The sequence below is a fragment of the Candidatus Palauibacter sp. genome (genome assembly GCF_965261555.1).
Taxonomy (GTDB): Bacteria; Gemmatimonadota; Gemmatimonadetes; order Palauibacterales; family Palauibacteraceae; genus Palauibacter.
Genome location: NZ_OZ253465.1, coordinates 2,965,083 through 2,987,006 on the forward strand (window position 1 = coordinate 2,965,083; position 21,924 = coordinate 2,987,006).

Here is a 21,924-nt window from a genome sequence, read left to right on the forward strand (position 1 = left end):
TCGTCATTCCGGTCCAACCCATCAGGTGGCCGACCGGGCTCGGCCGATCACCTCGATCTCGACCCGGGCCCCCAGGGGCAGCGCGCCCACGGCGACCGTCGAGCGCGCGGGGTACGGAGGCTCGAAGTGGCGAGCATAGACCTCGTTCACGGCACCGAAGTCGCCCATGTCCGCAAGGAAGATCGTCGTTTTCACGACATCCCCGAGGGTGAGCCCCGCCTCGTCCAGCACGGCCGCCAGGTTCGTCATCACGCGCTCCGCCTGGGAGACGACGTCGGCGCCCACCAGCTGGCCGGTGGACGGCACCAACCCCACCTGCCCTGCGGAGTAGAACAGCTCGCCGGCCCAGTATCCCTGGGAGTAGGGGCCGACGGCGGCAGGTGCATGATCCGTGTGGACCGGTCCGGTCTGCATGGCTCGAGGCTCCTTTCGTGGGCGGGCGATCGGCCGCTGCCACCAGGCATGGCGCGGAATATCCGCGGGTCACCGCTGCCTTGCATCGGGTCGGTGGGAGCCGGTAACCTCGCCCGTACGCCTCATCGCTGGAGGCGAGTCGTTGCGTTCGAACGCGTTCTGGCGGTCGGGCGAACATACTTCGATCCCCGAGAGAGCGCCAAAGATCGTGCCCGACGGCTCCGCCCGCCGTTCCGCCGCAAGACTCGCTCGCGAGGCCGTGCTCCGCATGGCCTTCGCGGTCGAGGCCTACTGCCGGCTTCTCGTGCGTGTGACCAGGGCTTGTTTGAGTCAGCCCTTCTATCGCGGCGATCTCGTTCAGCAGATGGACACGATCGGCGTGGCCTCGATCTTCATCGTCATGTTGACCGGCCTCTTCACGGGGATGGTGCTCGCCCTCCAGTCCGCCGTGGAAATGGAGCGGTTCGGGGCAACGGTCTACATTGGCCGCGTTGTGGGGGCCAGCACGATCCGCGAACTCGGTCCCGTTCTTACGGCGCTCATCGTCACCGGCCGCGCGGGCGCCGGCATGGCGGCGGCCCTGGGCGCGATGCGCGTCACCGAGCAGGTCGACGCGCTCCGCACGATGGGTGTCGACCCGATCCGGAAACTCGTCGTGCCGCGTTTCCTCGCCGCCCTCGTGATGCTCCCGGTGGTCACGATCATCGGCGACTTCGTGGCCATCCTGGGCGGGCTTCTCATCGCGGTCCTGACGCTGGATTTCACGGCCCAGCTGTATATCAACTCCGTGTGGGACACCCTCGCCCAGAGCGGCTTCGTGCTCAGGGTCGTCCCCATCGACCTGATTCAGGGGCTGGTGAAGCCCTTCACCTTCGGCGGGATCATCGCGCTCACGAGTTGCTTCCACGGGCTTCGGGCCGAGGGCGGCACGGAAGGCGTCGGGCGAGCGACGACCCGGGCCGTGGTGACCTCGTCCATCCTCATCCTCGCGGCGGATTACTTCCTCACCCAGATCCTGCTCGCCATGTTCCAATGGTGAGCGAGGATCCACCATGAGCGACCGCACGCCCGCCGGCGGGCCGGAGCCGGGAAGCGAGGCCTTCGAGGCGGAGTTGCGCGACGAGATTCGCCGCGAGCTGGAAACCCACGGGAGGGGGTTCGGCGGGCCCGAAATCGTCGAGCTCCGGGATGTGTGGCTCTCGTTCGGAGATCACGAGGTGCTGCGCGGCGTTTCGCTGGGCGTCGCGCGGGGCGGGACGCTCTGCATCCTCGGCGGGTCGGGGGTCGGAAAGTCGACGATTCTGCGCCTCATGCTCCGGCTCCTTCTCCCCGACCGCGGCGAGGTCCTCATCGAGGGACGCGACATCAGTGCGGTTTCGCGCCCGGAGGCTCTGGCTCTGCGGGAACGGATGGGGATGGTGTTCCAGGGATCGGCGCTCTTCGACTCCCTGAACGTGTTCGACAACGTGGCCTTCCCGCTCTACGAGCATACGACGCTGGCGGATGACAAGATCCGGGAGCGCGTCGAGGAGGTGCTGTCCTTCGTGGACCTCGACCCGGCGGTGGTCCTCCCTCTGCTCCCGTCCGCACTTTCCGGCGGTATGCGCAAACGCGTCGCGATCGCGCGGGCGATCGCTCACCGGCCACCGATCCTTCTCTTCGACGAACCGACGAGCGGGCTCGATCCGATCACGACGCGGAGGATCGACGAACTGATCCTGAGGCTGCGGCGGGAACTCCACGTCTGCGTCGTCGTAGTGACCCACGATGTACGGTCCGCATCGAGAATCGCGACCGAGACCGCGCTCCTGAAGGACGGCGAGATTATCTTCAGCGGAACGCCGGAGGAGATGCACGCCACGGAAGACCGCTATGTTCGGGCCTTCCGCGGCTAACGGACAAAGGGCAGGAAAGGATACGATGCGACGGTCGGAACCGATCACATGGGACCAGATGCGCGTGGGGTTCGTCCTCATCGTCTCTCTCGTCCTTCTCGCGTTGTGCGTGCTGTTCGTGGGCCGGATCGGGGACGTGTTCGGCGAGCGCTACCAGCTTGTGGCGCTCATGGAATCGGCTTCGGGGCTCCGCCCGGGAGCTCCCGTCCAGGTGGCCGGGCGCGGCGTCGGCCAGGTCGAGCGCGTGGAGTTCATCGCCCCGGAAGAGCGCGGCGACTCGGAGGCGGCGGTCGCGGTCTGGCTCGGTGTCAACGTGGACGTCCGGGAGCAGATCCGGCGCGGCTCGCGAGCCCGCGTGCGGACGCAGGGACTCCTCGGCGACCGTCTCATCGACATCGAACCGGGGTCTCCGGATTCGGCAACCCTCGTCCCGGGAGATACGATCGGAACGGCGCCGGCGCTGAGCTACGATGAACTCCTCGGCCAGGCGGCCGACGCCGTCCTCGGTCTCACGCAGCTCTCGAACGACCTTTCCGCAACGCTGGCCCGCGTCTCGAGCGGCGAGGGTTCGCTGGGACGCCTCCTCGTCGACGAGGCCCTCTACGACGGCCTCGTCGACCTCAACGACAACCTCGCGGCCGTGCTGGGGCCGATCGCGGACGGGGAAGGCTCGCTGGCCCGCCTGCTCGAGGATCCGCAGCTGTACGACCGCCTCGTTTCCTCCACCGCCCGCCTCGACACGGTGACGGGAGCGCTGGCGGCGGGCGAAGGGACGCTCGGGCGGCTGCTGGCGTCGGACTCCCTGTATCGTGCGATCGCTTCGTCCGCGACCCGCGCCAACTCCATCCTGGATCTCATCGAGGGCGGCGAAGGGGTGGTCGGGCAGCTTGTCAGCGACGAGACGCTGTACGAGGAGCTGCTCAAGGTGGTGGTGGACCTGAACGCGTTCCTCGCCGAGGTGCGGGCGAACCCCGGCAAGTTCATCCCGCCGATCCGGGTTTTCTAGGGCCCGCCGGCAGGCAGGACCGCTGACCGCTAGAGGTCGTGCAGCGTCTCGAAATCGACGACCTCGAACTCGCGCGCACCGGCGGGAAGTCTCACGCTCACGAGTTCACCCTTTCTCCTTCCGAGGAGCGCGCGGCCGATGGGCGATTCCATCGAGATGTCGTTGGTCTCGATGTCGACGTCGTCGCCGATCGTGAGGTTGAAGGACTCGATCTCGTCGTCCTCCAGGTCGCGCACGGCGACCTTCGACCCGAACCCGACCCGGTCCGTCGGGATGTTCTCGATATCGAGTTCCCCGAGCTGCGACATTCGGCGCGCCAGATAGTCGAGTCGCGCCCGCACGAAACCCTGCCGCTCGAGAGCGGCGGTGTACTCGGAATTCTCTCGCAGGTCGCCCTGGGCGACCGCCTTCTCGATCTCTTTCGGAAGGATGACGTTCAGCTCGTGGAGGAGCGTTTCCGCTTCGTCCCCGATCTTCCGCTGCAGTTCTTCGATCATCCGGACCTCCTCGACCCGTCGACGGGCCGGTCGCAAAAAAAGCCGAGGCGCTCCCGGAAAGGGAGGCGCCCCGGGTGGAGCCCTGCATTAGTGGAGGCGGCGGGAATCGAACCCGCGTCCGCGAGCCCATCCGCCACGGCATCTACGTGCGTAGTTCGCGATCAAGTCTCGTCCCGCGAGGGTTCACGAACAACCCCTTACGAAACCAGCCGTGTACGCGGCTCTCGCCGTGTTCTCGTCACCCGCGGCTCACGGCGCGCCGGGGCGACCAGCCCGATTCGTCGACGTCCGTCGGGAGGTCCTCGGGCCGGGATCTCTCGGGGACGGGCTACGCAGATTTACGCAGCCAGAGCCAAACCGTCGTTGGCACCTGAAGTTTCCCGGTGTTTAACGAGGCCCCGGGCACCTCGGCACGCTTCCGCAGCTTCCGGTTCACGCGTCGAAGCCGTGTCGCCCCCTGATACGCGCGAGTGCTGCCAATACGGTGGTTTATCCTGGCGCGCGGCGCAAGTTCCGGGAGCGGCCGCAGAGGTTCTTTGACAGCCGGAAACCGGCGCGGGTATACTCGGGGTTTGTCGGGTCCCGCAGAGCCGGTTCCCGTTGATTCGATATGCGCCCCGCGTTCGCGGGGAGGAGATATAGATCCAAGTGCAGCTTCGTGAATTGTTCGTCCCGTCCGCCATCAACCTCGACCTGGCGGCCGAGACGAAGGACGAGGCCCTGAAGGAACTTGTGTCGTGTCTGGGCCTCGACGGAAAGTCCGAAGGAATCCTCTACAAGATGTTGAAGCGGCGGGAGAATCTCGGTTCGACCGGGATCGGCCGCGGCATCGCGATCCCCCACTGCCGTTCGCTCGTCGTGACCCGACTGAGGGTCGCGTTCGGCCGAAAGCTCTCCGGCCTCGACTTCAAGGCGATCGACGAGAAACCCGTTCGGTACGTCTTTCTCATCGTCGCGCCGCCGCTGGAAGTCTCGAATCAGTATCTTCCGGTGCTGGGCAAGATTGCGCAGTTCGGCAAGGAGGCCGACGTGCCGGAGTCGCTCGCGGAACTCTCGAGTCCCGAACAGTTCATCGAACTGCTCGAAGCGAAGGATCTCTAGTGGACCAGCAACTCGAATTGCTCCTCGAGATCCAGGACCTGAGGATGCAGCGCCGGGAGCTCACGGACGGGTCGACGGACCTCGAGGCGGAGGTCTTCGACGTCAAGATCGAAGACGCGATCCGGTCGCTCGACGAAAAGGTCGAGGAACTGGCGGAGCGGCTCGCGCGGGGGATCCGGGAGCGCTACCGACGCATCGCCGACAAGGCGCCGAGAGTCGTCGCACCGGTCATCAACGGCATCTGCTACGGCTGCTTCGTGGCGGTTTCCACCGCCCGCGCCTCGGAAGCGGATCGCAATCTTCGCGTCGAGTCGTGCGAGTATTGCGGCTGTTTCCTCTATCACGTCGGCTGAACGAGCACTCTTCCTTCGGTCGTTCGTCGGGTCACGCCTTCCCGGTCCAGGTATTCGAGGAGCGGGATCAGGTACTTCCGCGAGAGCCCGAACGTTTCCTTGAACCGCGTGGGAGGGGCCGGCGCGCCATCGGCGAGGAGATCCCTCACCTGCGCTTCCATGGTCTCGAGAGCCGCAGCGGCAACGTGCAGCTCGGGTGTGACCGCCTTCGTCACGCCGGATTCCTGTAACAACCGCAGGAGGTCGTCCAGCACGGCCCGGTCGAGGCGAAGCGTTCTTCCCAATTCCGCGACGAGCGGCGGCTGCAGTCCGGCGGCTTCTAACGTCAGCGCGAGTTGCGCGCGCCCCTCTTGCTCCCGCGGAGTGAGGCGGGGCGTGTGGCCCGGAAGCGCGAGCCGCGGCCCGCTCTCGACGAGCCGGCGATCGGCGAGGAGTCGGCGGACGGCCGTCTCCGCCAGTTCGAGGTCGCAGTCCGGCGCCATGGCGGAGCGCACGGCCTCCTTCGACACGCCGGCGGCGCGGCGATCCGCGGCGTGGAGACGGGCCACGCTCTCTTCCACGGCCTCCATGGCCTCCGCCACGGCATCGGCCGCGAACCAGCGGCCGCCGATGCGCACGCATCCGGCCTCCTCCGCGGCCGTCTCGAGCGTGGAGTCGCGCCGCCCGAGGAGGATCGATGACGCCGCGGCGGAGAGCCCGCGCAGGCCCCGCAGAGCCACGGCCGCGGCGATCGCCTCCTCCGGGGCACCGTCGAGAATCTGCCCCCAGGCTTCCGTCCGAGCCGGCCAGCCGGGCGGCGGGTTCAGTTCCGCCACGCGGATCCCGCCGATCGTCGTCACCGGCGAATAGAAGCGGAGGATGGCCCGATCGCGGGTCCGGGCGAGGAGCGGCGCCTCGAGCGCAAGCACGGCCCAGGCGGTCGCCCCGGGTGCGACCGGTCGGCGATCCGCCGTTTGCAGCCGGGCCATGACTTCGCGGGTGCCGAGGTAGACCCTGAGACGCTGCCCGTGCAGCAGCGGCCGGTCGCGGCCCCCGAGTGCCCGCAGCCGGACACCGAGACGTTCGCTCGACTTCCACTCGGACGGGTCGAAGAGCACGCTGCCCCGCTCCACGGAGGCCGGGGCGACGCCGACGAGCGCGACGGCGCACCGGCGGCCGGCGGTGACGCGGGGCCGAGGATCCTCGTGCACCTGGAGCGCACGCACGCGGGCCGAGTTCCCTCCGGGGAAGACGCTCACGGTGTCCCCCACGCCGATGGACCCGCTCCACACCGTGCCGGTCACCACGGTACCGGTGCCCCGGATCGAGAACGACCGGTCGACCGGGAGCCGGAAGCGGTCGTCCACACCGCGCGCGCGGATCCCCGCCGTCGACCTCCGCAACGCTTCCCGCAGCGGTTCGATCCCGTCGCCCGTCAGGGCGGAGACGGGCACGATCTCCCATGAGGCCCGGTCGGAGGCCTCGTCCAGCAGCTCCCGGGTCGTATCGTGTGCGAGGTCAAGCCAGTCGCCATCCACCCGGTCGCTCTTGGTGAGTGCGACGACTCCGCGCCGGATGTTCAGGAGGCGCGCAATCGCGAGGTGCTCGTGGGTCTGCGGCATCGGACCCTCGTCCGCCGCCACGACGAGGAGGAGAACGTCGATGCCGGTGGCCCCGGCAAGCATGTTCTTGAGAAAATCCTCGTGCCCCGGGACGTCGACGATCCCCGTCTCCAGTTCGGGATCGAGGTCGAGCCGCGCGAAGCCCAGATCTATCGTGAGCCCCCGCTTTCGCTCCTCCAGCCAGCGGTCCGTCTCGACCCCGGTCAACGCCCGCACGAGGGCCGTCTTGCCGTGGTCCACGTGTCCGGCGGTCCCGATCACGATCCCGCGCCGATCGCTCACGCCTTCGCTCGGCGTGCTCACCGGTCGTTCACGGGTCAGTCCAGCCGGCTCAGGAAAGGCAGAGACTTCAGCTGTGCGCCCTCCGCCACGTGGTGCCGGATGAACTCCGCCAGCCAGCGGCCCTGGCGGCCGTTGGAGCGGTTCCGCTCCGCCGCCCCCCCCGAAACGAGGATCCGAAGGGTGTCGAGCTCTCCCGGATCGAGTTCGGGCCCGATCGGACCGCACGAGCCGCAGCGAAGTCCGCCCGCCTCGAAGTCGAAGCGCGCACGCGTGGTTCCGATCGGATTCCGGCAGCCCACACAACGTTCGATCTCCGGTCGAAAACCCAGGGCGTTGACCACACCCCAGACGTACTCCAGCCCGTCGGCCGACGCCCTGTCCCGGACTCGGCCATGGAGTCCGTCGAGACCCTCCGTCAGCGTGCGGTACAGCTCCGCATCACCGTGTTCGGGGGCGAGGCGCATCACGAGTTCGCAGAGGACGGACGCGATCGTGAAGAGCTTGATCGAACGGTCGAGTCCTCGCCGGTCGTGGAGGAGTTCGAAGTTGGAGAGCGTATGCAGATCGCGTCCCTCCCGGCTGTAGAAGGTCGCCTCCCCTTCCACGAAGGGCTCCAGAAGGCCGCCGAAGCGGCTCCGGGGGCGCAGCGCACCGCGCGCGAGCGCGGAACAGGGGCCGAGCTCCCATGTCATCAGGCGCAGGATCTTGCTGGTTTCGCTGTACCGGTACGTCTGGAGGACCACCGCTCGGGTCGTTACGAGTCCCACTCGGCCCCCCGACCCCGGGCGCGGTCAGCTGGGACGAAGCAGGATATCGGTCGTCCCCGCCCCGATCGGCGCCTCGTCGATGAACTCACCCTCGGCCGAGAGGAGCACGAGACGTCCCTGGCCCGCGGCCACGTAGGTGGCGCAGAGGATCTGGCCGTCCAGAAACGCGGCTGCGAGCCTGCAGCTGAGATTCGAGCCGTCGCGGTCGCGGGGCTGGATCGGGTTTTCCGGCCCGTTTATCCATGCCCGGATCGCGAAGCTGAACGCCAGCAGGTCCGTCTCCGCCGCCTCGACGCCCTTGGTTCGCACGACGTAGACGAGCCCGTTCCGTCCAGCTTCCATGGAGATTCCGTTGCCGCCAAGGGAGTTCACGTCCTGCACGCTCCGGGCCGTCATGTCGATCTCGACGAGATTCCCGTCCCCCAGCGGGGCGGAGGTCAGCGGATCGACCCCCCCGCCGGCCAACAGGAGCATGTTGTCTTCGAGCACGATGGCCTCGGTGGCCCCGACCGTGCCTTCGGGAAGTCTCAACTCGTCGAAGTAACTGCCGCTGATGAACTCGTGGAGGGCGATGCGGGGAGGGCCGAGGGGCGCTCGTCCGCCCTCTTCGTCGTCGAGGTTGGCATCGACGGAGACGACGAACTGCCCGGCCGGGATCGCCCTCTCCACGAAGGTGCCCACCCCTTCGACTGCGATTTGCGCCATCGGCGTGCCCGGGAAGGCCACGAACACCGCATCCAGCCCCCGGGCGGGGATGAGCGCGCCCACCGTACCGCCGGCATCGAAGATCACGGTGGGTTTACCGGGGTCCACGATGGCGTTGTTCGGGAAAACGGCTGTCGTCTGTTCGTCCGTCGAGAAGGACCCGAAGAGCACCTTGCTTCCCTCCGGAGAGTCCCAAGCCGTCACCCACAGATCCTGGATGAAGTCCGCCGTCTGGCCCCGGAAGCCCGCCCCCAGCTGGATGTCGCGCCCGAAGGGGACGATCCGGCCATCGATCCTGTTGAACTGCTGCAGGGTCCCGGAGATGGAGTTGAGAACGGCGAACTCCGACCGGTCGGGCGTGACGACGCCGGGGTCATCCGGTCCCGTCCCGTTCGAACCCCCGCACCCGGCGAGGAGGAGTGCCAGTGCTCCCATCTGTATCCAGCTACGTCTCCGCATGATCTGCTCCTGTGGTGCCCAACCGGTCCGAGTCCGCGACCGGTCGCCACCCGGGCGACGGCAGCGCCCCATCGGTTGGGTGCATCCCGGCAAGGTCCGTTCCCGGGTCGTGGACGGCAAGCCGACGCCTGGCGCCTGCCCGGATCCCGCGCGCTTCCGCCAGAATAACGTTTAGGGGGCCTCTATCGGCGACGACGCGCCGCTCGCCGCCCCCCGTGGACGGGCCCGAACCGGAAGCACGGAATGCCCGAGATCTCCCAGCGATTCGACCCGGACTTCGCAGCCGTAGGTCGAGGCCAGGGCCGGCGAGCGGAGCACTTCGCCCGGCGGGCCGGCAGCCACCGCCTCTCCTTCCGCCAGCAGGATCATTCGATCGGCATAGCGGCTCGCGAGCTGCATGTCGTGCGTGATGCAGATGACGGTGAGGGCTCCGTCGCGCACGCGCTCGCGGAGCGCATCGAAGATCCACAGTGCGTGCCTGAAGTCGAGGTGGGCGGAGGGTTCGTCCAGGATCAGGATTCCGGGTTCCTGTACGATGGCGCGGGCGAGCTTGGCGCGCTGGCGCTCTCCACCCGACAGTTCGGCGAGCGGTCGGTGCGCGAGGTGCTCGAGGCCGGCCCACGCCAGCGCGTTCCCGATGACTTCCTCGTCCCTCGGAGCGAGAGGCGCCCACGGACTCACGTACGGGTTCCGGCCCAGTTCGACGTAACCGCGGAGGCTCACGCGAAGGGCCTCGGGGGGAGCATCCTGCGACACCACGGCCGTGCGCCGGGCGAGCCCCGAGCGATCCCGGGAGAGGAGCGGCCGGCCGTCGAGGTGCACCGACCCCTCGGATGGCTCGAGAATGCCTCCCAGCAGACGCACGAGCGTGCTCTTCCCCGCGCCGTTCGGCCCGATGACCGCAGTGAACGCGGCCACGCCGAATTCGAGGGACAGGCCCCTGAGGGCCGGGGCGGAGGCGGACGGATAGCGGAATGTGACGTCCTCGAGCCGATAGGCCGTCGCGTCCCCCCGGTCGCCGGCCGACTCAGGCATAACTCCTCCTCAGGAGTACGAGGAAGAGCGGCACGCCGAGCAGCGCCGTCACCACGCCCACGGGAAGTTCGAGCGGCCGGAGCGCGACCCGGGCCACGGTATCGGCGAGCACGAGCGCGGCGGCGCCGCCGAGGGCGCCGAGCGGCAGGAGGCGTCGGTGATCGCTGCCCCAGATCATGCGCGCGCCGTGGGGTATGACGAGACCCACGAAGCCGATGACGCCCGCGGTACTCACCGCCACCGCGGCGAGCAGCGAGGCGATGAAGTAGGCGCTCCGCCTGACCAATTCCACCCGCGCTCCGAGGTAGGCCGCCGCTTCCTCTCCCAGAGCGAGGGCGTTCAGGTGGCGGGAAAGCGCGAAAGACGCGGTCCCGCCGGCCGCGGCCACGAGGCCGAGGGCGAGCGTGGACTCCCACCCCGCCCGCTCGAGACTCCCCATCGTCCACAGCACCGCGGCGCGCGTGGCGTCCGGTTCGGCGAGCGAGAGAAGGAGCATCACGCCGGCCCCGAAGAATGCCGAGACGACGACTCCGGCCAGGATCAGGACGTGGGTGTGGAGGCGGCCCACGGCGAGCGCGACGCGAAATACGATGCCGATGGCGGCAAGGCCTCCGGCGAGGGCGAAGCCCACCGTGCCGAGATACCCCAGCACGCCTCCGAACGCGGTGAGCGCGAGCACGGCGCCGAGCGCCGCCCCGGAGGAAACGCCGAGGAGATAGGGTTCCGCGAGCGGATTTCGGAGCAGAGCCTGGAACAGGGTTCCCGAAATCGTGAGCGCGATGCCCGTAAGCGCGGCGGCCGTGACGCGGGGCAGGCGAAGCGAGAGGACGATGGTCCGCGCCGACGGATCCGTTGCCTGGCCCGTGAGCGCGCGCCAAACATCCGCGGGGGCGACGTTCGCGGCCCCCAGCAGGAGGCCGGAAACCGCCGCGACGGCAAGCAGCAGCATGAGCAGGAGCGCTCCACGACCGGTCCGCGTCATGAGGAACACGAAACCGCAAGCGGCTCCGGAGCGGCCACCGGCAGTTCTCCGTGCAGCGCCTCCGCGATGGACCACGCCGCCTCCGCCACGCGCGGGCCGAGGCGACTCACGACATCGCGATCCAGCGTGGAGATCCGACCGGCCGCGACTGCGGGGACCCGTTCCCACCCGCGGCGCGTCGCGACGTTCGGGCGCCGGTGGAGGGCTTCCGGGGCGACGGAGACGAGGATCCGTTCCGGATCGCGGTCGATGATGGCCTCGAGACTCACCCGCGGCGCGGCCGTCTCGAGATCGCCGAACACATTGGCCCCGCCGGCGATCGTGAGCAGCGAGTCGATGAAGCTGCCGCCGCCGATCGTCATCGGCGGATCGGCCCAGGCGTCGTAGTAGACGCGAACGCGCGGACGACCCTCCGTCGCCCGGGAAACGGCCGCGAGCCCACGCGCAATCCGGCCGACCAGCGCGCTCCCCCCTTCCGGACAGCCCACAAGCTCGCCGAGGAGGAGGACATTGCGGCGCAGATCCTCCAGGGTGTCGTGTCGAAGGGCGAAGGTCGGCACGCCGAGGCGCCGGAGCCGCTCCCGGCTTTCCCGGTTCGTCTCCCCATCGTAGAGGATCACGAGATCGGGGTCCCGGGCGAGCACGGCCTCCAGCGATGGGCGGATGCCGTCGCCGACGTCGGGGATTCGACGGGCCGCGGGCGGATGGACACCCCAGCGGGTGCGGCCCACGAGCCGGTCGCCGGCTCCGAGGTCGAAGAGGATCTCCGTCGCCGTCGGGATGAGGGAGACGATGCGGCGCGGTTCGGTCCGCGCGGCCACGTCCCGACTCGGGGCGTCGCCACCGCCGGCGGTGCCGGGTGCGCCACAGGCCGCGGCGAGCGCCACGGAGAGGACGGCAAGCGACCGGGCCATGTTGTCCGACATCCATCCCCCGCTTCCAGTCCGAACGGGGGAGCGCGCCGGGACCCGGCGCGACGGAGGACCCCGCCCTTCCCGCGAAGAGCATGCGTTGGCAGCAACGGGCTGCCGGGGGCATGGAGGAGCACGTCTCCTGGCTCGAGGCCGACCGCTCGGTCGGGCCTCTCACAGTGGCGGGGCCGCGCCGGATTCTCACCGACTTCCGTTTGCCCCTCCATGTCCGCGCGTCGCCGCCAAGATGGGCGCCGCCGTCCGCGACGCGCAAGAAACCGCTGTACGGCCTGCCAGACGGCTCTTCGCGCTCCTCAGGGCTCGAAGCGACCGAAGTCCTCGGGATCGAGCCCCTTGAGATAGTCGCTCAGCGGCTCGTCCGCGGCGCGTGACGGCCCGGTCTCGGGGGGCGGCGCCTCTTCCCCCTCCATCCCGGTCTCATCGATCTCGAAGGCGCTCGCCTCGAGGAGACTCTCCGCCGCGTGAATCGGGACCCCGGCGCGAAGGGCCAGCGCGATGCTGTCGCTGGGGCGGGCGTCGATGGATATGAACTCGTCCTCCCGCCGAAACACGAGCGACGCGTAGTAGGTGTTGTCGACGACCTTCGTGATCAGTACGCGGACGAAGGCGCTGTCGAGCCCGCGCACCACGGCGTTGAAGAGATCGTGTGTGAGGGGACGCGTGAACTGGACCCCGGCGAGTTCCATCGCGATCGCCGAGGCTTCGCCGGGTCCGATCCAGATCGGGAGGAAACGCTCGCCGTCCTTCTCCTTGAGGATGACGACGGGAGCGCCCGTCGTCTTGTCGAGCCCGAGGCTGGCCACGGCAACCTCCCGCATCCCGGACTCCGTCATCCCGGTCCCCGGTGCCTTTCGGGGAGCTGACGCCTATCCCGCCAGGGCATCGATCCGATCGGTTCTCTCCCATGTGAACCCGTCGCCTTCGGGCTCCCGGCCGAAATGCCCGTAGGCGGCCGTGCGGCGGTAGATCGGTTTGCGGAGTCCGAGCCGCTCGATGATCGCCCGCGGCCGAAGATCGAAGACCTCCGTCACCCGGCGGGCGAGTTCGTCGTCCGGCCGGCGCCCGGTACCGAAGGTGTCGACCATCACGCTGACCGGCTCGTCGACGCCGATGGCGTAGGCGAGCTGGACCTCCGCCCGCCGCGCGAGTTCCGCCGCGACGATGTTCTTCGCGATCCAGCGCGCGGCGTATGCCGCGGAGCGGTCGACCTTCGACGGGTCCTTCCCCGAAAAGGCGCCGCCGCCGTGCCGGCCCAGGCCGCCGTACGTATCCACGATGATCTTCCGCCCCGTGAGGCCCGCGTCGCCCTGCGGTCCGCCGATCTCGAAACGGCCCGTGGGGTTTATGTGACACTGCGCGCGGCCTTCGTCGTAGAGCGCGTCGGGCAGCACGGGCTCGATGACCTCTTCCCGGATCGCCGCCTCGATTTCATCCTGCGCGATCTCCCCGTCGTGCTGGGCCGAGACGACCACCGCGGTGACGCGGGCCGGTTCCGCGTCCCGGTATTCAACCGACACCTGGGCCTTCCCGTCCGGCCGCAGCCAGCCGATGCCGCCGGATCGCCGCACGTCGGCGAGGCGTTTCACCAGCGCGTGCGCCAGCATGATGGGCAGGGGCATCAGCTCCGGCGTCTCATCGGTCGCGTATCCGAACATCATCCCCTGATCTCCGGCGCCACCGACGTCCACACCCTGGGCGATGTTCGCCGACTGCTCGTCGATTGCGGTGAGTACGCTGCACGTGTCCCACTGGATCCCGTGCTCCGCGCGCGCATAGCCGATATCGCGCAGCACTTCCCGGGCGATGGCCGCGATGTCGATCCGGGCGGACGTCGTGATCTCGCCGGTCACGAGGACGAGGCCGGTCGTCACGAGCGTCTCGCATGCGACCCGGCCCCGGTCGTCCTCCGCGAGGATCCGGTCCAGGACCGCGTCCGAGATCTGGTCCGCGATCTTGTCGGGGTGTCCCTCGGTCACGGATTCGGAGGAAAACGGTTGTATCCCCTTCACGAAGCTGATTCTCCCACTTGGAGGTTTGCGGCGGAGTGCCGCGGGAGGCGTAGCGGCCAAGATAGTGGCCGCCCGGCCGGGCGGAGGCAACGTCGCCGCCGCGGGGTCAGGACACGTACAGCGGTGACGGCTCCACCGGAATGGCGTCCTCCAGCCGCGCGAGGAGTTCCCCCGGCATCCCGGACAGGGTGTCGGCGCGGCTCCAGAGCTCCGACAGCTCCGCCACGGAAAGGAGCCCCACGAGCTCCCTCACCTCGGGGATCGACGCGGGCGCGAGACTGAAATCCCGGTAGCCGAGGGCGAGCAGGAGCGCGAGCCCCACAGGTTCCGCGGCGAGGTCTCCGCACACACCGATATCGAGGCCGAGGGCGCTGGCCGTGTTGAAGATCCGCTCGTAGCTGCGGACGAGCGCCGGATGCATCGGGTTCGAGAGATGCTGGAGTCGGGCGTTGCCCCGGTCCACCGCCAGGGAATACTGCGTCAGGTCGTTCGTGCCGAGGCTGATGAAGTCCAGGTGCCGTCCCACGAGATCGAGCGTGTCCGCAAGCGCGGGCGTTTCCACCATCACCCCGAAGGAGACGGGCTCCGTCTGACCCAGTTCGCGGCCGACTTCCGCCACGATCTCCTTCGTGCGCAGGATCTCGGTCTCACAGATGACGAACGGGACCAGGATCCGCATGCGGGCCTCCGGTCCGCCGGCCCGGATCGCGGCGCGCAACTGGTTGCGGAAGAGCTGGGGCCGGTCCAGACAGACGCGGATCGCGCGCCAGCCCAGGTAGGGGTTCTCCTCCGGGGGGAGGTCGAGAAAGAGCGGGAACTTGTCGCCGCCGATATCGAACGTCCGGAGCGTCACGGGCTGGTTCGGGAAGCCGTCCACCACCTCTCGGTAGGCTTCGTACTGCTCCTCTTCGCTTGGAATCACCCTCCGCCCGATGACGAGGAATTCGGACCGGAAGAGTCCGACCCCCTCGGCACCCACGCGCCGGGCCGCCGGCACATCGTGCGGTTGATCGATGTTGGCGCGAAGATGCACGCGGACCCCGTCTGCCGTCAGCAGAGGCTCGGGTTCGCGGGTGAGGTCGGCGGCGGGACGCCCGGAAAGGCGGCGGACCATCTGCAGGTGTGCCGCCGTCTCGGCCTCCGTGGGCTCGAGCAGGATGCGACCGTTGCCTCCGTCGAGGAGAACGGTGGTGCCGTCTTCGATCTTCGCGAGGTCGGCGCCGAGTCCGACGACCGCCGGAATCCCGAGCGAGCGGACGACCAGCGTGCTGTGCGAGGTCCGGGATCCGGATCCGCTCGCCACGCCGAGGACGAGTTCCGGATCGAGGCGCACCGCGAAGCTGGGCGTGAGGTCGTCGATGGCAATGAGTCCGGGCTCCTCCGGCAGGGCGAGGGGATCTTCGTTGCGCCCGGTGAGCCGCGCGAGCACGCGGGATCGGATGTCCCGCAGGTCGGCCAGCCGGTCGACGACCATGAAGTGCCCCGCATCGACGATCGCCGTCCGAAGTTCGGTCAGGCGCCAATCGAAAGCACGCTCCGCGGAGAGGAAGTTCTCGCGGATATAGCGGATCGTGCCCGCGACGAGGTCGGGGTCCGAGAGGATGAGGATCTGCGGGTCGAAGATGTTCGCTTCCACCTCGCCCAGCGAGCGAGCGGCCTCTTCGCGCGTGTGCCGGACGCGGTCGGCGGCCCAGGCCCGCGCCTCCTCGAAACGCGCGACTTCGCGCTCGACCGCGTCGGACGGGATCGTCCGGTGCTCCGGTCGCCACTCATGGCGCTCGAGTCGCCGAGCGACGCCGAAAGCGCGCCCCGGCGCGGCGCCGATCCCGTGAATGACCTCGCTCACGCAAGCCCGTCCATGTCCGCGTCCGGAACGAGTTCCTCGCTGAACCCGGACAGCACGAGTTCGGTGAGGGAATCGACGGCGTTCTCCGCGTCGGATCCCGCGGCCCGGATACGGATGGAGGCGCCGGCCTCGGCTGCGAGCATCATCACACCCATGATGCTCTTCCCGTTCACCTCCAACTCATCCTTCTCGACCCACACCTCGGCCCGGAACCGGCTCGCCAGCTTAACGAACTCCGCGGCCGGGCGGGCGTGCAGCCCCAGCCGGTTCTGAATACGTACCGCTGCTTCGTGTCGTACCGTCACAGAAATTCTCCGCCCCGGTCGAGCGAACGATCGGCGTCGGGCCGTGCGTCGCGGCAGGCTGTACCGCCTGTCGGGACGCTCACAGGAGCCACACCGCGCACGCGGCAAGCAGGCTCGCCATGGCGACCGCCGAGATGTGTCGGGGGATAAAGTAACCCATCAACGCCGCGATGACTGCACCGCCGCCCCACCAGAGGGTGTGACCGGTTCCCGGAAGTCGGCCCACGAGCAGCGCGGCGAGGACCCCTATGAGCACCTGGTTTGCCGGCACGAGCACTCTCTCGATCCGGCGCAGAGGGGCGCGCTTCAACGCGGAGGCCACGGACCGGCCCGACCGCCAGCCGCAGCGCAGCCCCCAGACCCGTAGGGCGAGGTGGCCGGCATTGTACAGGAGAAGGAAAGCGGCGGCGGCGAACAGCGGGTCGAGTCCAAGCACGAACCCGATGGCTGCGGCGGACGCGCAGAAGGGCCGCCATCCGGCCCACACGACCCCGTCGCCCAGCGCCCCCAGCGGCGCGCGGAGCGCCGAACGGAAGCGCAACAGGGTGTCGGGGTCCTCTCCATCGAATTCGAGGCGCGCGAGGGCCCCGATCGCCACGGGCGCCAGATACGGATGCGCATTGAAGGCTCGCGAGTGGCGCTGGACGGCCCGCCGGAACGCGGCGGGATCCTCCTCGTGAATGCGCGCGAGCAGCGGTGCGAGCGCATGCGCCATCCCGGGCCCCGTCATCGTACGGTCGTTCCATGATCCCTGGATGGAGAAACTCCGTGAGATGGCGCGGGCAAAGTCCCTCTTGCGTGGCCTCATGCGAATACCCGGAGGAGCACGGTTCCGAGAACACATCCCGCGGCCAGCGCCGGCCAGTGGCGGCCTCGCGCGCCGAGCCCGCGCGCCGCGACGCCCGCGGCGCCGGCGAGGCCAAGCCCCGCGACAACGGGCCACCACGCGGCGCCCGCCGCGCCGGACGGCTGCGTCGACAGCAAACGAACGAACAGCACGGAAGGCACGAATAGCGCGGCGACGAGGAGTCCGGCGCGCAACGCGTCCAGGGCGATCGCCAGCCTGTGGCGTCGCGCGAGGGCGGCCGCTCCGCCGCGGAAGCCTTCGGGTCGCGAGACGAGGCTCGGCGTCACGCGTCGAAGGAGGGTCACCGAGTGGGCGCCCGTCCACCCGATCGCCCAGCCGACCGCGACCGCGGCTACGATTCCGATCAGGGCGCCATCGCCGGCGGCCGCGTAGGCGGCTCCGGCCATGAAGGCGGCGGGTCCGGTCTCCGGGTGCCGCGCGCCGCCGAAGGGGGGGTGCCGCGACAGAACGAGTTCCAACCAGACTCCGACCAGGCACCCCGCGGCGGGGGCCCCGAAGAGCAGCCCTCCCAGCGTGCCCGCCACGATGGGCCGGGACCACATGGCCTGCGGCCAGGACACCCCGTCGAGACCGATGGCCGCCCCGAGCAGGCAGGCCAGCGCCCAGTCGGCGGCCGAAAGCTCGACGCCCGTCATCGGAGCTTCCGCGCGTCGAGACGAACCTCCCGCGCGGTGGGGAGGCTCCGTGCGCTCACGGAAGCGCGCTCACCGATCACCCGCAGGTCCTCGATCTCCTCCGGCGAGAGATGCACGTAATCCAGGATCTTCTTCCGCCCCCTCGCGGCGTACACGCCTCCGACGTTCACGGTGCGCCCGTCGAGGCAGCCGCGCTCGGCCAGCGCCCGCATCGTCCGCGTATCCCGCGTCAGGAGCGCGCCGCGCTCCGTCCGGCGACCGAGTTCCCCGAAGCGCCGGACCGCCTCGTCCACCGCCAGGAATTCCGCGCTCTCCTCGTCGGCGAGCGCGCTGGCCCAGAGCTCCTGCTCCCACTCGCTGGAAGCGAGAGCGTCATCGACGACGATGTAGAAGTCGAGGTCCAGCGGACGCCCCCACCCCACGAGTACCTGGCCGTGGATGAGACGCTCATCGATCCGCAGGAGTTCGAGCGGCATGGATCCCGCTCAGTCGGTCCCGGCCGGCGGAGACGGGTGCGCGCGCAGCCCGGCCTGCCCCTTCCGGACAAGACGGGGGACGAGCGTCGCGATCGGCATGTCGCGATGAAAGACGAAGTCGAGCAGCATCGGGAGGTTGACGCCGGCGACCCACGCGCAGCCTCGGCTCTCCCGCACGTGCTGAAGGCCGGCCAGACCGCAGCTGCCGCCCGCGAGATCCACGAATAGGATCGTCTCCGCCCCCGCCGCCGCCTCTCCGATGATCTCGGCGAGTTCGTCGGGTCCCAGGCCTTCGTTGCTCACGGCACGCAGGGCGCCCCGGACGCCGCTGATGGCCTCGACGGCGGACACGAGGGCCTGAGCGAGTTCCGCATGCGCCACGACGACGCCGCGGACCCGGTCATTCGTCATCGGACTCCAGGTAGTCGCGCACCGGCCGCATGCGCTCGATGAGGTCGCGCTCGAAAGCCGTCGCCGGATCTTCTCCTGAATAGCGCAGGAGGTGGTTCATGGCCACGACTTCGGCGATGACGGTGATGTTCTTTCCCGGGTTCAGGGGGATGCGGACCTTCGGCAGCGTCACGCCCAGAATCTCGCACTCCTCCGCCTCGAGACCCGTCCGATCGTAGTCGTCGCGCTCTCCCCATACCTCGAGTTCGACAACGACTTCGATCCGCTTCTGCTGGCGCACGGCCCGGATCCCGAACATGGCGCGCACATCGATGATGCCCACGCCGCGGATCTCCATGTGGTGGCGCTGGTTTTCGTGCGCACGCCCGAGAAGGATGTCGCTCTGGCGTCGGTGTACAAGGATGAGATCGTCGGCGACGAGGCGGTGGCCCCGCTCCACGAGATCGAGCACGCACTCGCTCTTGCCGATGCCGGACGGTCCGATGAAGAGGAGTCCGATCCCGTACACATCCGCGAGAGATCCGTGGAGAGAGGTCCGCGGCGCAAACTCTTCCTCGAGATAGGGCTGCAGCCGCCGGTAGAAGTCGCCCGTCTTCAGAGGCGTTTCGAGCACGGCGACGCCGGCCGCCTCCGCCGCGGAGACGAGTTCCACCGGCGCTGTCTGATTCTTGGTGATGATCGCGCAGGGAACGCCGGACTCGAACACGAAGGTGAGGGCGGCGGCACGCTCCGAAGCGCGGAGGCTCTCGAGGTAGGCGATCTCCGTTTCGCCGAAGATGAGCACCCGCTGGGAGACGAAGCGCTCCCTGTAGCCGGCCAGCGCGAGTCCCGGCGACGAGACTTCCGGTACCTCGATGCCTCGCTCCAGTCCGGCCTCGCCGGCGACGACCGTGAGCGAAAACGCCTCCCGCTTGCGCCGAAGGAGCGACGCGACCGTGAGGGTCACCCGGGCTCTCCGTCCGCCTCGAAGGGGCTCCCGAACAGTTCATCCATCGGCGGCGCGGAGTGTTCGTTGTACCGGTCGTGGTTGCGGCGGAGCTGGTTTCCCAGCTTGTCCGCGAGCCGGTCGAGCGCCGTGCGGGGGTCGGGACCCGCAGCCTCTCCATGCACGGGACGGGCGCGGTCGACGCTGACCACGGCCGCCGCGCGTACCTGGGTCTTCTCTCCGGTGAATACGACCTCGGCCTTCGAAGCGCGCGGCTCGAAGCGGGTCAGATTCGTAAAGCGCGTCTCGATGATCTCGCGAATGTCGGAGACATCGGTGTTACGCGCGGTGACGATGGTTCTCATCGGTCCTCATCAGGGTTCGAGTGACTGGTAAAGGTGTGCTTCCGTCTCATCCGCTGCACGCGACCACGAGAACCGGGCGGCGTGGGCGAGCCCGCCGGTTCCGAGGCGTCCGCGCACCGACGGCTCCTCGAGAACTTCGCAGATCGAGGCAGCCCACGCTGCGGCGTCCCCGTGCGGGGCGAGAATTCCCGACTCCCCCGCCGCCACCGACTCGCGCAGCCCGGGAGAATCGCTCGCGATCACCGGTGTGCCGCACGCGGCCGCCTCCACGTTCGTCATCCCCCACCCCTCCTTCGGGGAGGGATAGACCACGGCCCAGGCCCGACGCAGCCAGGCGAGCTTCTCCGCCTCGGAGATGTACCCCAGAAAGCGTACCCGGTGCGAGAGTTCGGCGCGGCGCACGAGTTTTCGGAGGCGACGCTCGTCGCTGCCGCGGCCCGCGATGACGAGCCTCGCCTCCGGCAGGCGGTCGTTCAGCCGCGAGAGCGCCTCGAACAGGACATCGAGGCCCTTGTATCGCTTGAGGCGACCCACGTACAGCAGTGTCGGCGTCTCCGCGCGCTCCGTCCCCGAGCCCGGCCGGTAGGTGTCGTGATCGATCCCGGGGGCGATGACCGTGATGTCGCGGGCGAGGAGGCCTCGCTTCGTGAGGTCGAGCGCCGTGCTCTCCGAGATCGCCTGGAAGGAGCAGTCCCGATAGATGCGGGGGATCGCCCGTTCCGCGGCCCAGACCGCCGTCGCGAGAGGGATGGACGCTTCCGCGTAGGCGGTGGCCCCGAACAGGTGCGGCACGAGAGCGACGACGGGGACGCCGGCCCACCGGGGCGAATAGAGCGGGACCTTGTTGATGTCCTCGACGAGCACGTCCGGGGCGAAGCCGCGCACGATCGCCCGCGCCGCGCTCCGGGCGCGCCATGCGTAGCTGTGCCGGTTGCCGACGCGCTGGAAATCGATGCCATCGAGCGTCGCCGACGGGGCCGCGCCCGGCCAGCCGCTCACGACGGCCCGCACCGCGTGCCCGCGGGCGGCGAGCCGGCCGAAGATCTCGTGGAGGTGCACTTCGGCGCCGCCGGCCTCGGGGTTTTCCCGGTCCTGCCAGTTGAGGAGGAGGATCCGAAGCGGCCGCGCCACGGTAACGGTCAGGGCCCTGCCTCGCGGGCCTTCAGCACCGCGTCGAGCACGCCATTGAGAAAACGCGGACTGCCGGGACTGCCGTACCGGCGCGCCAGCTTCAGGGCTTCATGAATCGCGACCTTCGGCGGAACGTCCTCGAACCACAGCAACTCCGCGATCCCGATTCTCAGGATGTTGCGGTCGATCGCGTGCAGGCGCTCGATCCGCCAGTTCGAGGTGTGATGGGCGATCGTCGCGTCGATCTCGGCGAGATGGCGGTCGACGGTTTCGAGCAGGCGCCGGGCATGAGGGCGGTAGCGTCCGGACATGCGACGGTGGACGAGGCTCCGGGCCGCGTGTTCGAGGGGCGTGCCCTGTCCGCCCACTTCCCACGCATAGAGGAGGTTCAGCGCCCAGCTCCGTGCCCGCGAGTGGACGTGTGTCCGGGCGGTCGGAGTCATGAGCCCGGCTGTCCGTGAAGGTCGGCCATGCGGAGCGCTGCGCGTGCCGCCTCCGAGCCGGCGTTTCCGAGTTCGCCGCCGGCCCGCGCGAGCGCCTGCTCCAGCGTGTCGGGCGTGAGCACGCCAAGGCCGACCGGCACGCCCGAGTCGAGCTGTACCCTCGCGAGGCCGTCGGTCGCCGCGCGGCTCACGTGGTCGAAGTGCGCGGTTTCCCCGCGGATCACGCAGCCCAGCGCGACGATGGCGGCGTATCCGCGCGCGGCGGCTCGTCGCGCGGCGAGCGGAAGTTCCCAGGCGCCGGGGACATACACGATATCGAGATCCTCTTCGGCCACGCCGCATTCGAGTGCCGTGCGCGCGGCGCCTGCCAGCAGACGCTCGGTGACCCGGGAGTTGAACCGGCTGACGAGAATGCAGACCGTCCGCCCATCCCCCGTGGCCGCACCCTCGTACGTCGTCACGCGCCCGCTCGCGAACCCCT

The 21,924-nt window shown here is 69.3% G+C and carries 26 protein-coding genes, 1 other RNA gene and 1 riboswitch; of the genes, 5 read left to right on the forward strand and 22 right to left on the reverse strand.

What is annotated here, in order from left to right; genetic code table 11:
* Positions 1 to 21 precede the first annotated feature (21 nt).
* On the reverse strand, positions 22 to 414 hold the full coding sequence (locus ACQY5G_RS12915; protein ID WP_428274589.1) for a RidA family protein: 393 nt from the start codon (positions 412 to 414) through the stop codon (positions 22 to 24).
* 208 nt (positions 415 to 622) lie between these two features.
* On the opposite strand from ACQY5G_RS12915, the gene ACQY5G_RS12920 reads away from it, so the two are divergent.
* From ACQY5G_RS12920 to ACQY5G_RS12930, 3 genes are read left to right on the forward strand one after another with little or no spacing between them, the layout of a single operon-like run.
* The gene (locus ACQY5G_RS12920) at positions 623 to 1,453 is read left to right on the forward strand and encodes an MlaE family ABC transporter permease (protein WP_428274591.1); all 831 of its coding nucleotides are present in this window, start codon (positions 623 to 625) and stop codon (positions 1,451 to 1,453) included.
* Between the two features lie 13 nt (positions 1,454 to 1,466).
* A complete protein-coding gene (locus ACQY5G_RS12925) occupies positions 1,467 to 2,309 on the forward strand; it encodes an ABC transporter ATP-binding protein (RefSeq protein WP_428274593.1) in 843 nt (280 codons plus the stop codon).
* Between the two features lie 25 nt (positions 2,310 to 2,334).
* Entirely contained in the window at positions 2,335 to 3,315 is a 981-nt protein-coding gene (locus tag ACQY5G_RS12930; protein ID WP_428274595.1) for an MlaD family protein, read from the forward strand.
* A 29-nt stretch (positions 3,316 to 3,344) separates the two neighbouring features.
* Here ACQY5G_RS12930 and ACQY5G_RS12935 read toward each other — a convergent pair whose 3' ends face one another.
* Both ACQY5G_RS12935 and ssrA read right to left on the reverse strand, forming a co-directional pair.
* Positions 3,345 to 3,812: a GreA/GreB family elongation factor gene (locus tag ACQY5G_RS12935; RefSeq protein ID WP_420616758.1), complete on the reverse strand. Its 468-nt coding sequence runs from the start codon at positions 3,810 to 3,812 to the stop codon at positions 3,345 to 3,347.
* An 88-nt stretch (positions 3,813 to 3,900) separates the two neighbouring features.
* Positions 3,901 to 4,270: a transfer-messenger RNA gene (gene ssrA / locus ACQY5G_RS12940) on the reverse strand.
* A gap of 190 nt (positions 4,271 to 4,460) precedes the next feature.
* Here ssrA and ACQY5G_RS12945 point away from each other — a divergent pair.
* Positions 4,461 to 4,913, forward strand: a complete 453-nt coding sequence (locus ACQY5G_RS12945) for a PTS sugar transporter subunit IIA (RefSeq protein WP_310782267.1) — start codon at positions 4,461 to 4,463, stop codon at positions 4,911 to 4,913.
* Positions 4,913 to 5,266 (forward strand): hypothetical protein, encoded by a 354-nt coding sequence (locus ACQY5G_RS12950; RefSeq protein WP_420616760.1) that lies wholly within the window; start codon positions 4,913 to 4,915, stop codon positions 5,264 to 5,266. Before ACQY5G_RS12945 ends, ACQY5G_RS12950 begins: the two co-directional genes overlap by 1 nt.
* On the opposite strand, the gene selB is transcribed toward ACQY5G_RS12950, so the two are convergent.
* The 19 genes from selB to ribH all read right to left on the reverse strand — a co-directional run bounded on the left by selB (position 5,254) and on the right by ribH (position 21,904).
* On the reverse strand, positions 5,254 to 7,149 hold the full coding sequence (gene selB, locus ACQY5G_RS12955; RefSeq protein WP_428274598.1) for a selenocysteine-specific translation elongation factor: 1,896 nt from the start codon (positions 7,147 to 7,149) through the stop codon (positions 5,254 to 5,256). The two genes, ACQY5G_RS12950 and selB, sit on opposite strands and share 13 nt — an antisense overlap.
* 35 nt (positions 7,150 to 7,184) lie before the next feature.
* A complete protein-coding gene (recO, locus tag ACQY5G_RS12960) occupies positions 7,185 to 7,916 on the reverse strand; it encodes a DNA repair protein RecO (protein WP_428274600.1) in 732 nt (243 codons plus the stop codon).
* Between the two features lie 24 nt (positions 7,917 to 7,940).
* Positions 7,941 to 9,080, reverse strand: coding sequence for a hypothetical protein (locus ACQY5G_RS12965; protein WP_428274601.1), 1,140 nt, complete (start codon positions 9,078 to 9,080; stop codon positions 7,941 to 7,943).
* A 171-nt stretch (positions 9,081 to 9,251) separates the two neighbouring features.
* Entirely contained in the window at positions 9,252 to 10,115 is an 864-nt protein-coding gene (locus ACQY5G_RS12970) for an ABC transporter ATP-binding protein (RefSeq protein ID WP_428274603.1), read from the reverse strand.
* Complete coding sequence (locus ACQY5G_RS12975; RefSeq protein WP_428278697.1) at positions 10,108 to 11,097, reverse strand: FecCD family ABC transporter permease; 990 nt, start codon at positions 11,095 to 11,097, stop codon at positions 10,108 to 10,110. Before ACQY5G_RS12975 ends, ACQY5G_RS12970 begins: the two co-directional genes overlap by 8 nt.
* Positions 11,094 to 12,011, reverse strand: coding sequence for an ABC transporter substrate-binding protein (locus tag ACQY5G_RS12980; RefSeq protein WP_428274605.1), 918 nt, complete (start codon positions 12,009 to 12,011; stop codon positions 11,094 to 11,096). Before ACQY5G_RS12980 ends, ACQY5G_RS12975 begins: the two co-directional genes overlap by 4 nt.
* Before the next feature lie 134 nt (positions 12,012 to 12,145).
* Positions 12,146 to 12,221: riboswitch (cobalamin riboswitch) on the reverse strand.
* A 101-nt stretch (positions 12,222 to 12,322) separates the two neighbouring features.
* Entirely contained in the window at positions 12,323 to 12,847 is a 525-nt protein-coding gene (locus tag ACQY5G_RS12985) for a bifunctional nuclease family protein (RefSeq protein ID WP_428274607.1), read from the reverse strand.
* A 48-nt stretch (positions 12,848 to 12,895) separates the two neighbouring features.
* Complete coding sequence (gene metK, locus ACQY5G_RS12990; protein WP_428278698.1) at positions 12,896 to 14,047, reverse strand: methionine adenosyltransferase; 1,152 nt, start codon at positions 14,045 to 14,047, stop codon at positions 12,896 to 12,898.
* 97 nt (positions 14,048 to 14,144) lie between these two features.
* Positions 14,145 to 15,884: a phosphoenolpyruvate--protein phosphotransferase gene (ptsP, locus tag ACQY5G_RS12995; protein ID WP_428274608.1), complete on the reverse strand. Its 1,740-nt coding sequence runs from the start codon at positions 15,882 to 15,884 to the stop codon at positions 14,145 to 14,147.
* Positions 15,881 to 16,189, reverse strand: coding sequence for an HPr family phosphocarrier protein (locus ACQY5G_RS13000; protein WP_420616771.1), 309 nt, complete (start codon positions 16,187 to 16,189; stop codon positions 15,881 to 15,883). Before ACQY5G_RS13000 ends, ptsP begins: the two co-directional genes overlap by 4 nt.
* A 79-nt stretch (positions 16,190 to 16,268) precedes the next feature.
* A complete protein-coding gene (locus ACQY5G_RS13005) occupies positions 16,269 to 17,033 on the reverse strand; it encodes a PTS system mannose/fructose/sorbose family transporter subunit IID (protein WP_428274610.1) in 765 nt (254 codons plus the stop codon).
* Positions 16,994 to 17,692 (reverse strand): PTS sugar transporter subunit IIC, encoded by a 699-nt coding sequence (locus ACQY5G_RS13010; protein WP_428274612.1) that lies wholly within the window; start codon positions 17,690 to 17,692, stop codon positions 16,994 to 16,996. The genes ACQY5G_RS13005 and ACQY5G_RS13010 overlap by 40 nt, the downstream gene beginning before the upstream one ends.
* Positions 17,689 to 18,168 (reverse strand): PTS sugar transporter subunit IIB, encoded by a 480-nt coding sequence (locus tag ACQY5G_RS13015; protein ID WP_428274614.1) that lies wholly within the window; start codon positions 18,166 to 18,168, stop codon positions 17,689 to 17,691. Before ACQY5G_RS13015 ends, ACQY5G_RS13010 begins: the two co-directional genes overlap by 4 nt.
* A gap of 9 nt (positions 18,169 to 18,177) precedes the next feature.
* Positions 18,178 to 18,579, reverse strand: coding sequence for a PTS sugar transporter subunit IIA (locus ACQY5G_RS13020; RefSeq protein ID WP_428274616.1), 402 nt, complete (start codon positions 18,577 to 18,579; stop codon positions 18,178 to 18,180).
* Positions 18,569 to 19,525, reverse strand: a complete 957-nt coding sequence (gene hprK / locus ACQY5G_RS13025; RefSeq protein WP_428274618.1) for an HPr(Ser) kinase/phosphatase — start codon at positions 19,523 to 19,525, stop codon at positions 18,569 to 18,571. The genes ACQY5G_RS13020 and hprK overlap by 11 nt, the downstream gene beginning before the upstream one ends.
* Positions 19,522 to 19,869 carry an HPF/RaiA family ribosome-associated protein gene (locus ACQY5G_RS13030; RefSeq protein ID WP_428274620.1) on the reverse strand — a complete coding sequence of 116 codons (348 nt, stop codon included), beginning with the start codon at positions 19,867 to 19,869 and terminating at the stop codon, positions 19,522 to 19,524. The genes hprK and ACQY5G_RS13030 overlap by 4 nt, the downstream gene beginning before the upstream one ends.
* Before the next feature lie 9 nt (positions 19,870 to 19,878).
* Complete coding sequence (locus tag ACQY5G_RS13035) at positions 19,879 to 21,000, reverse strand: glycosyltransferase family 4 protein (RefSeq protein WP_428274622.1); 1,122 nt, start codon at positions 20,998 to 21,000, stop codon at positions 19,879 to 19,881.
* Between the two features lie 8 nt (positions 21,001 to 21,008).
* Positions 21,009 to 21,443, reverse strand: coding sequence for a transcription antitermination factor NusB (nusB, locus tag ACQY5G_RS13040; RefSeq protein ID WP_428274624.1), 435 nt, complete (start codon positions 21,441 to 21,443; stop codon positions 21,009 to 21,011).
* On the reverse strand, positions 21,440 to 21,904 hold the full coding sequence (ribH, locus tag ACQY5G_RS13045; RefSeq protein ID WP_428274626.1) for a 6,7-dimethyl-8-ribityllumazine synthase: 465 nt from the start codon (positions 21,902 to 21,904) through the stop codon (positions 21,440 to 21,442). The genes nusB and ribH overlap by 4 nt, the downstream gene beginning before the upstream one ends.
* Positions 21,905 to 21,924: the final 20 nt, after the last annotated feature.

Bases quoted from the DNA above. Each gene is read 5' to 3' on its own strand.
- ACQY5G_RS13005 (WP_428274610.1), bottom strand. From the start codon at position 17,033: ATGTGTTCTCGGAACCGTGCTCCTCCGGGTATTCGCATGAGGCCACGC.
- ACQY5G_RS13010 (WP_428274612.1), bottom strand. From the start codon at position 17,692: ATGACGGGCGTCGAGCTTTCGGCCGCCGACTGGGCGCTGGCCTGCCTG.
- ACQY5G_RS12915 (WP_428274589.1), bottom strand. From the start codon at position 414: ATGCAGACCGGACCGGTCCACACGGATCATGCACCTGCCGCCGTCGGC.
- ACQY5G_RS12935 (WP_420616758.1), bottom strand. From the start codon at position 3,812: ATGATCGAAGAACTGCAGCGGAAGATCGGGGACGAAGCGGAAACGCTC.
- ACQY5G_RS13030 (WP_428274620.1), bottom strand. From the start codon at position 19,869: ATGAGAACCATCGTCACCGCGCGTAACACCGATGTCTCCGACATTCGC.
- ACQY5G_RS12980 (WP_428274605.1), bottom strand. From the start codon at position 12,011: ATGGCCCGGTCGCTTGCCGTCCTCTCCGTGGCGCTCGCCGCGGCCTGT.
- ACQY5G_RS12930 (WP_428274595.1), top strand. From the start codon at position 2,335: ATGCGACGGTCGGAACCGATCACATGGGACCAGATGCGCGTGGGGTTC.
- ACQY5G_RS12985 (WP_428274607.1), bottom strand. From the start codon at position 12,847: ATGCGGGAGGTTGCCGTGGCCAGCCTCGGGCTCGACAAGACGACGGGC.
- nusB (WP_428274624.1), bottom strand. From the start codon at position 21,443: ATGACTCCGACCGCCCGGACACACGTCCACTCGCGGGCACGGAGCTGG.
- ACQY5G_RS13020 (WP_428274616.1), bottom strand. From the start codon at position 18,579: ATGACGAATGACCGGGTCCGCGGCGTCGTCGTGGCGCATGCGGAACTC.
- ACQY5G_RS12925 (WP_428274593.1), top strand. From the start codon at position 1,467: ATGAGCGACCGCACGCCCGCCGGCGGGCCGGAGCCGGGAAGCGAGGCC.
- ACQY5G_RS12965 (WP_428274601.1), bottom strand. From the start codon at position 9,080: ATGCGGAGACGTAGCTGGATACAGATGGGAGCACTGGCACTCCTCCTC.
- ACQY5G_RS12975 (WP_428278697.1), bottom strand. From the start codon at position 11,097: ATGACGCGGACCGGTCGTGGAGCGCTCCTGCTCATGCTGCTGCTTGCC.
- ACQY5G_RS13015 (WP_428274614.1), bottom strand. From the start codon at position 18,168: ATGCCGCTCGAACTCCTGCGGATCGATGAGCGTCTCATCCACGGCCAG.
- ACQY5G_RS12970 (WP_428274603.1), bottom strand. From the start codon at position 10,115: ATGCCTGAGTCGGCCGGCGACCGGGGGGACGCGACGGCCTATCGGCTC.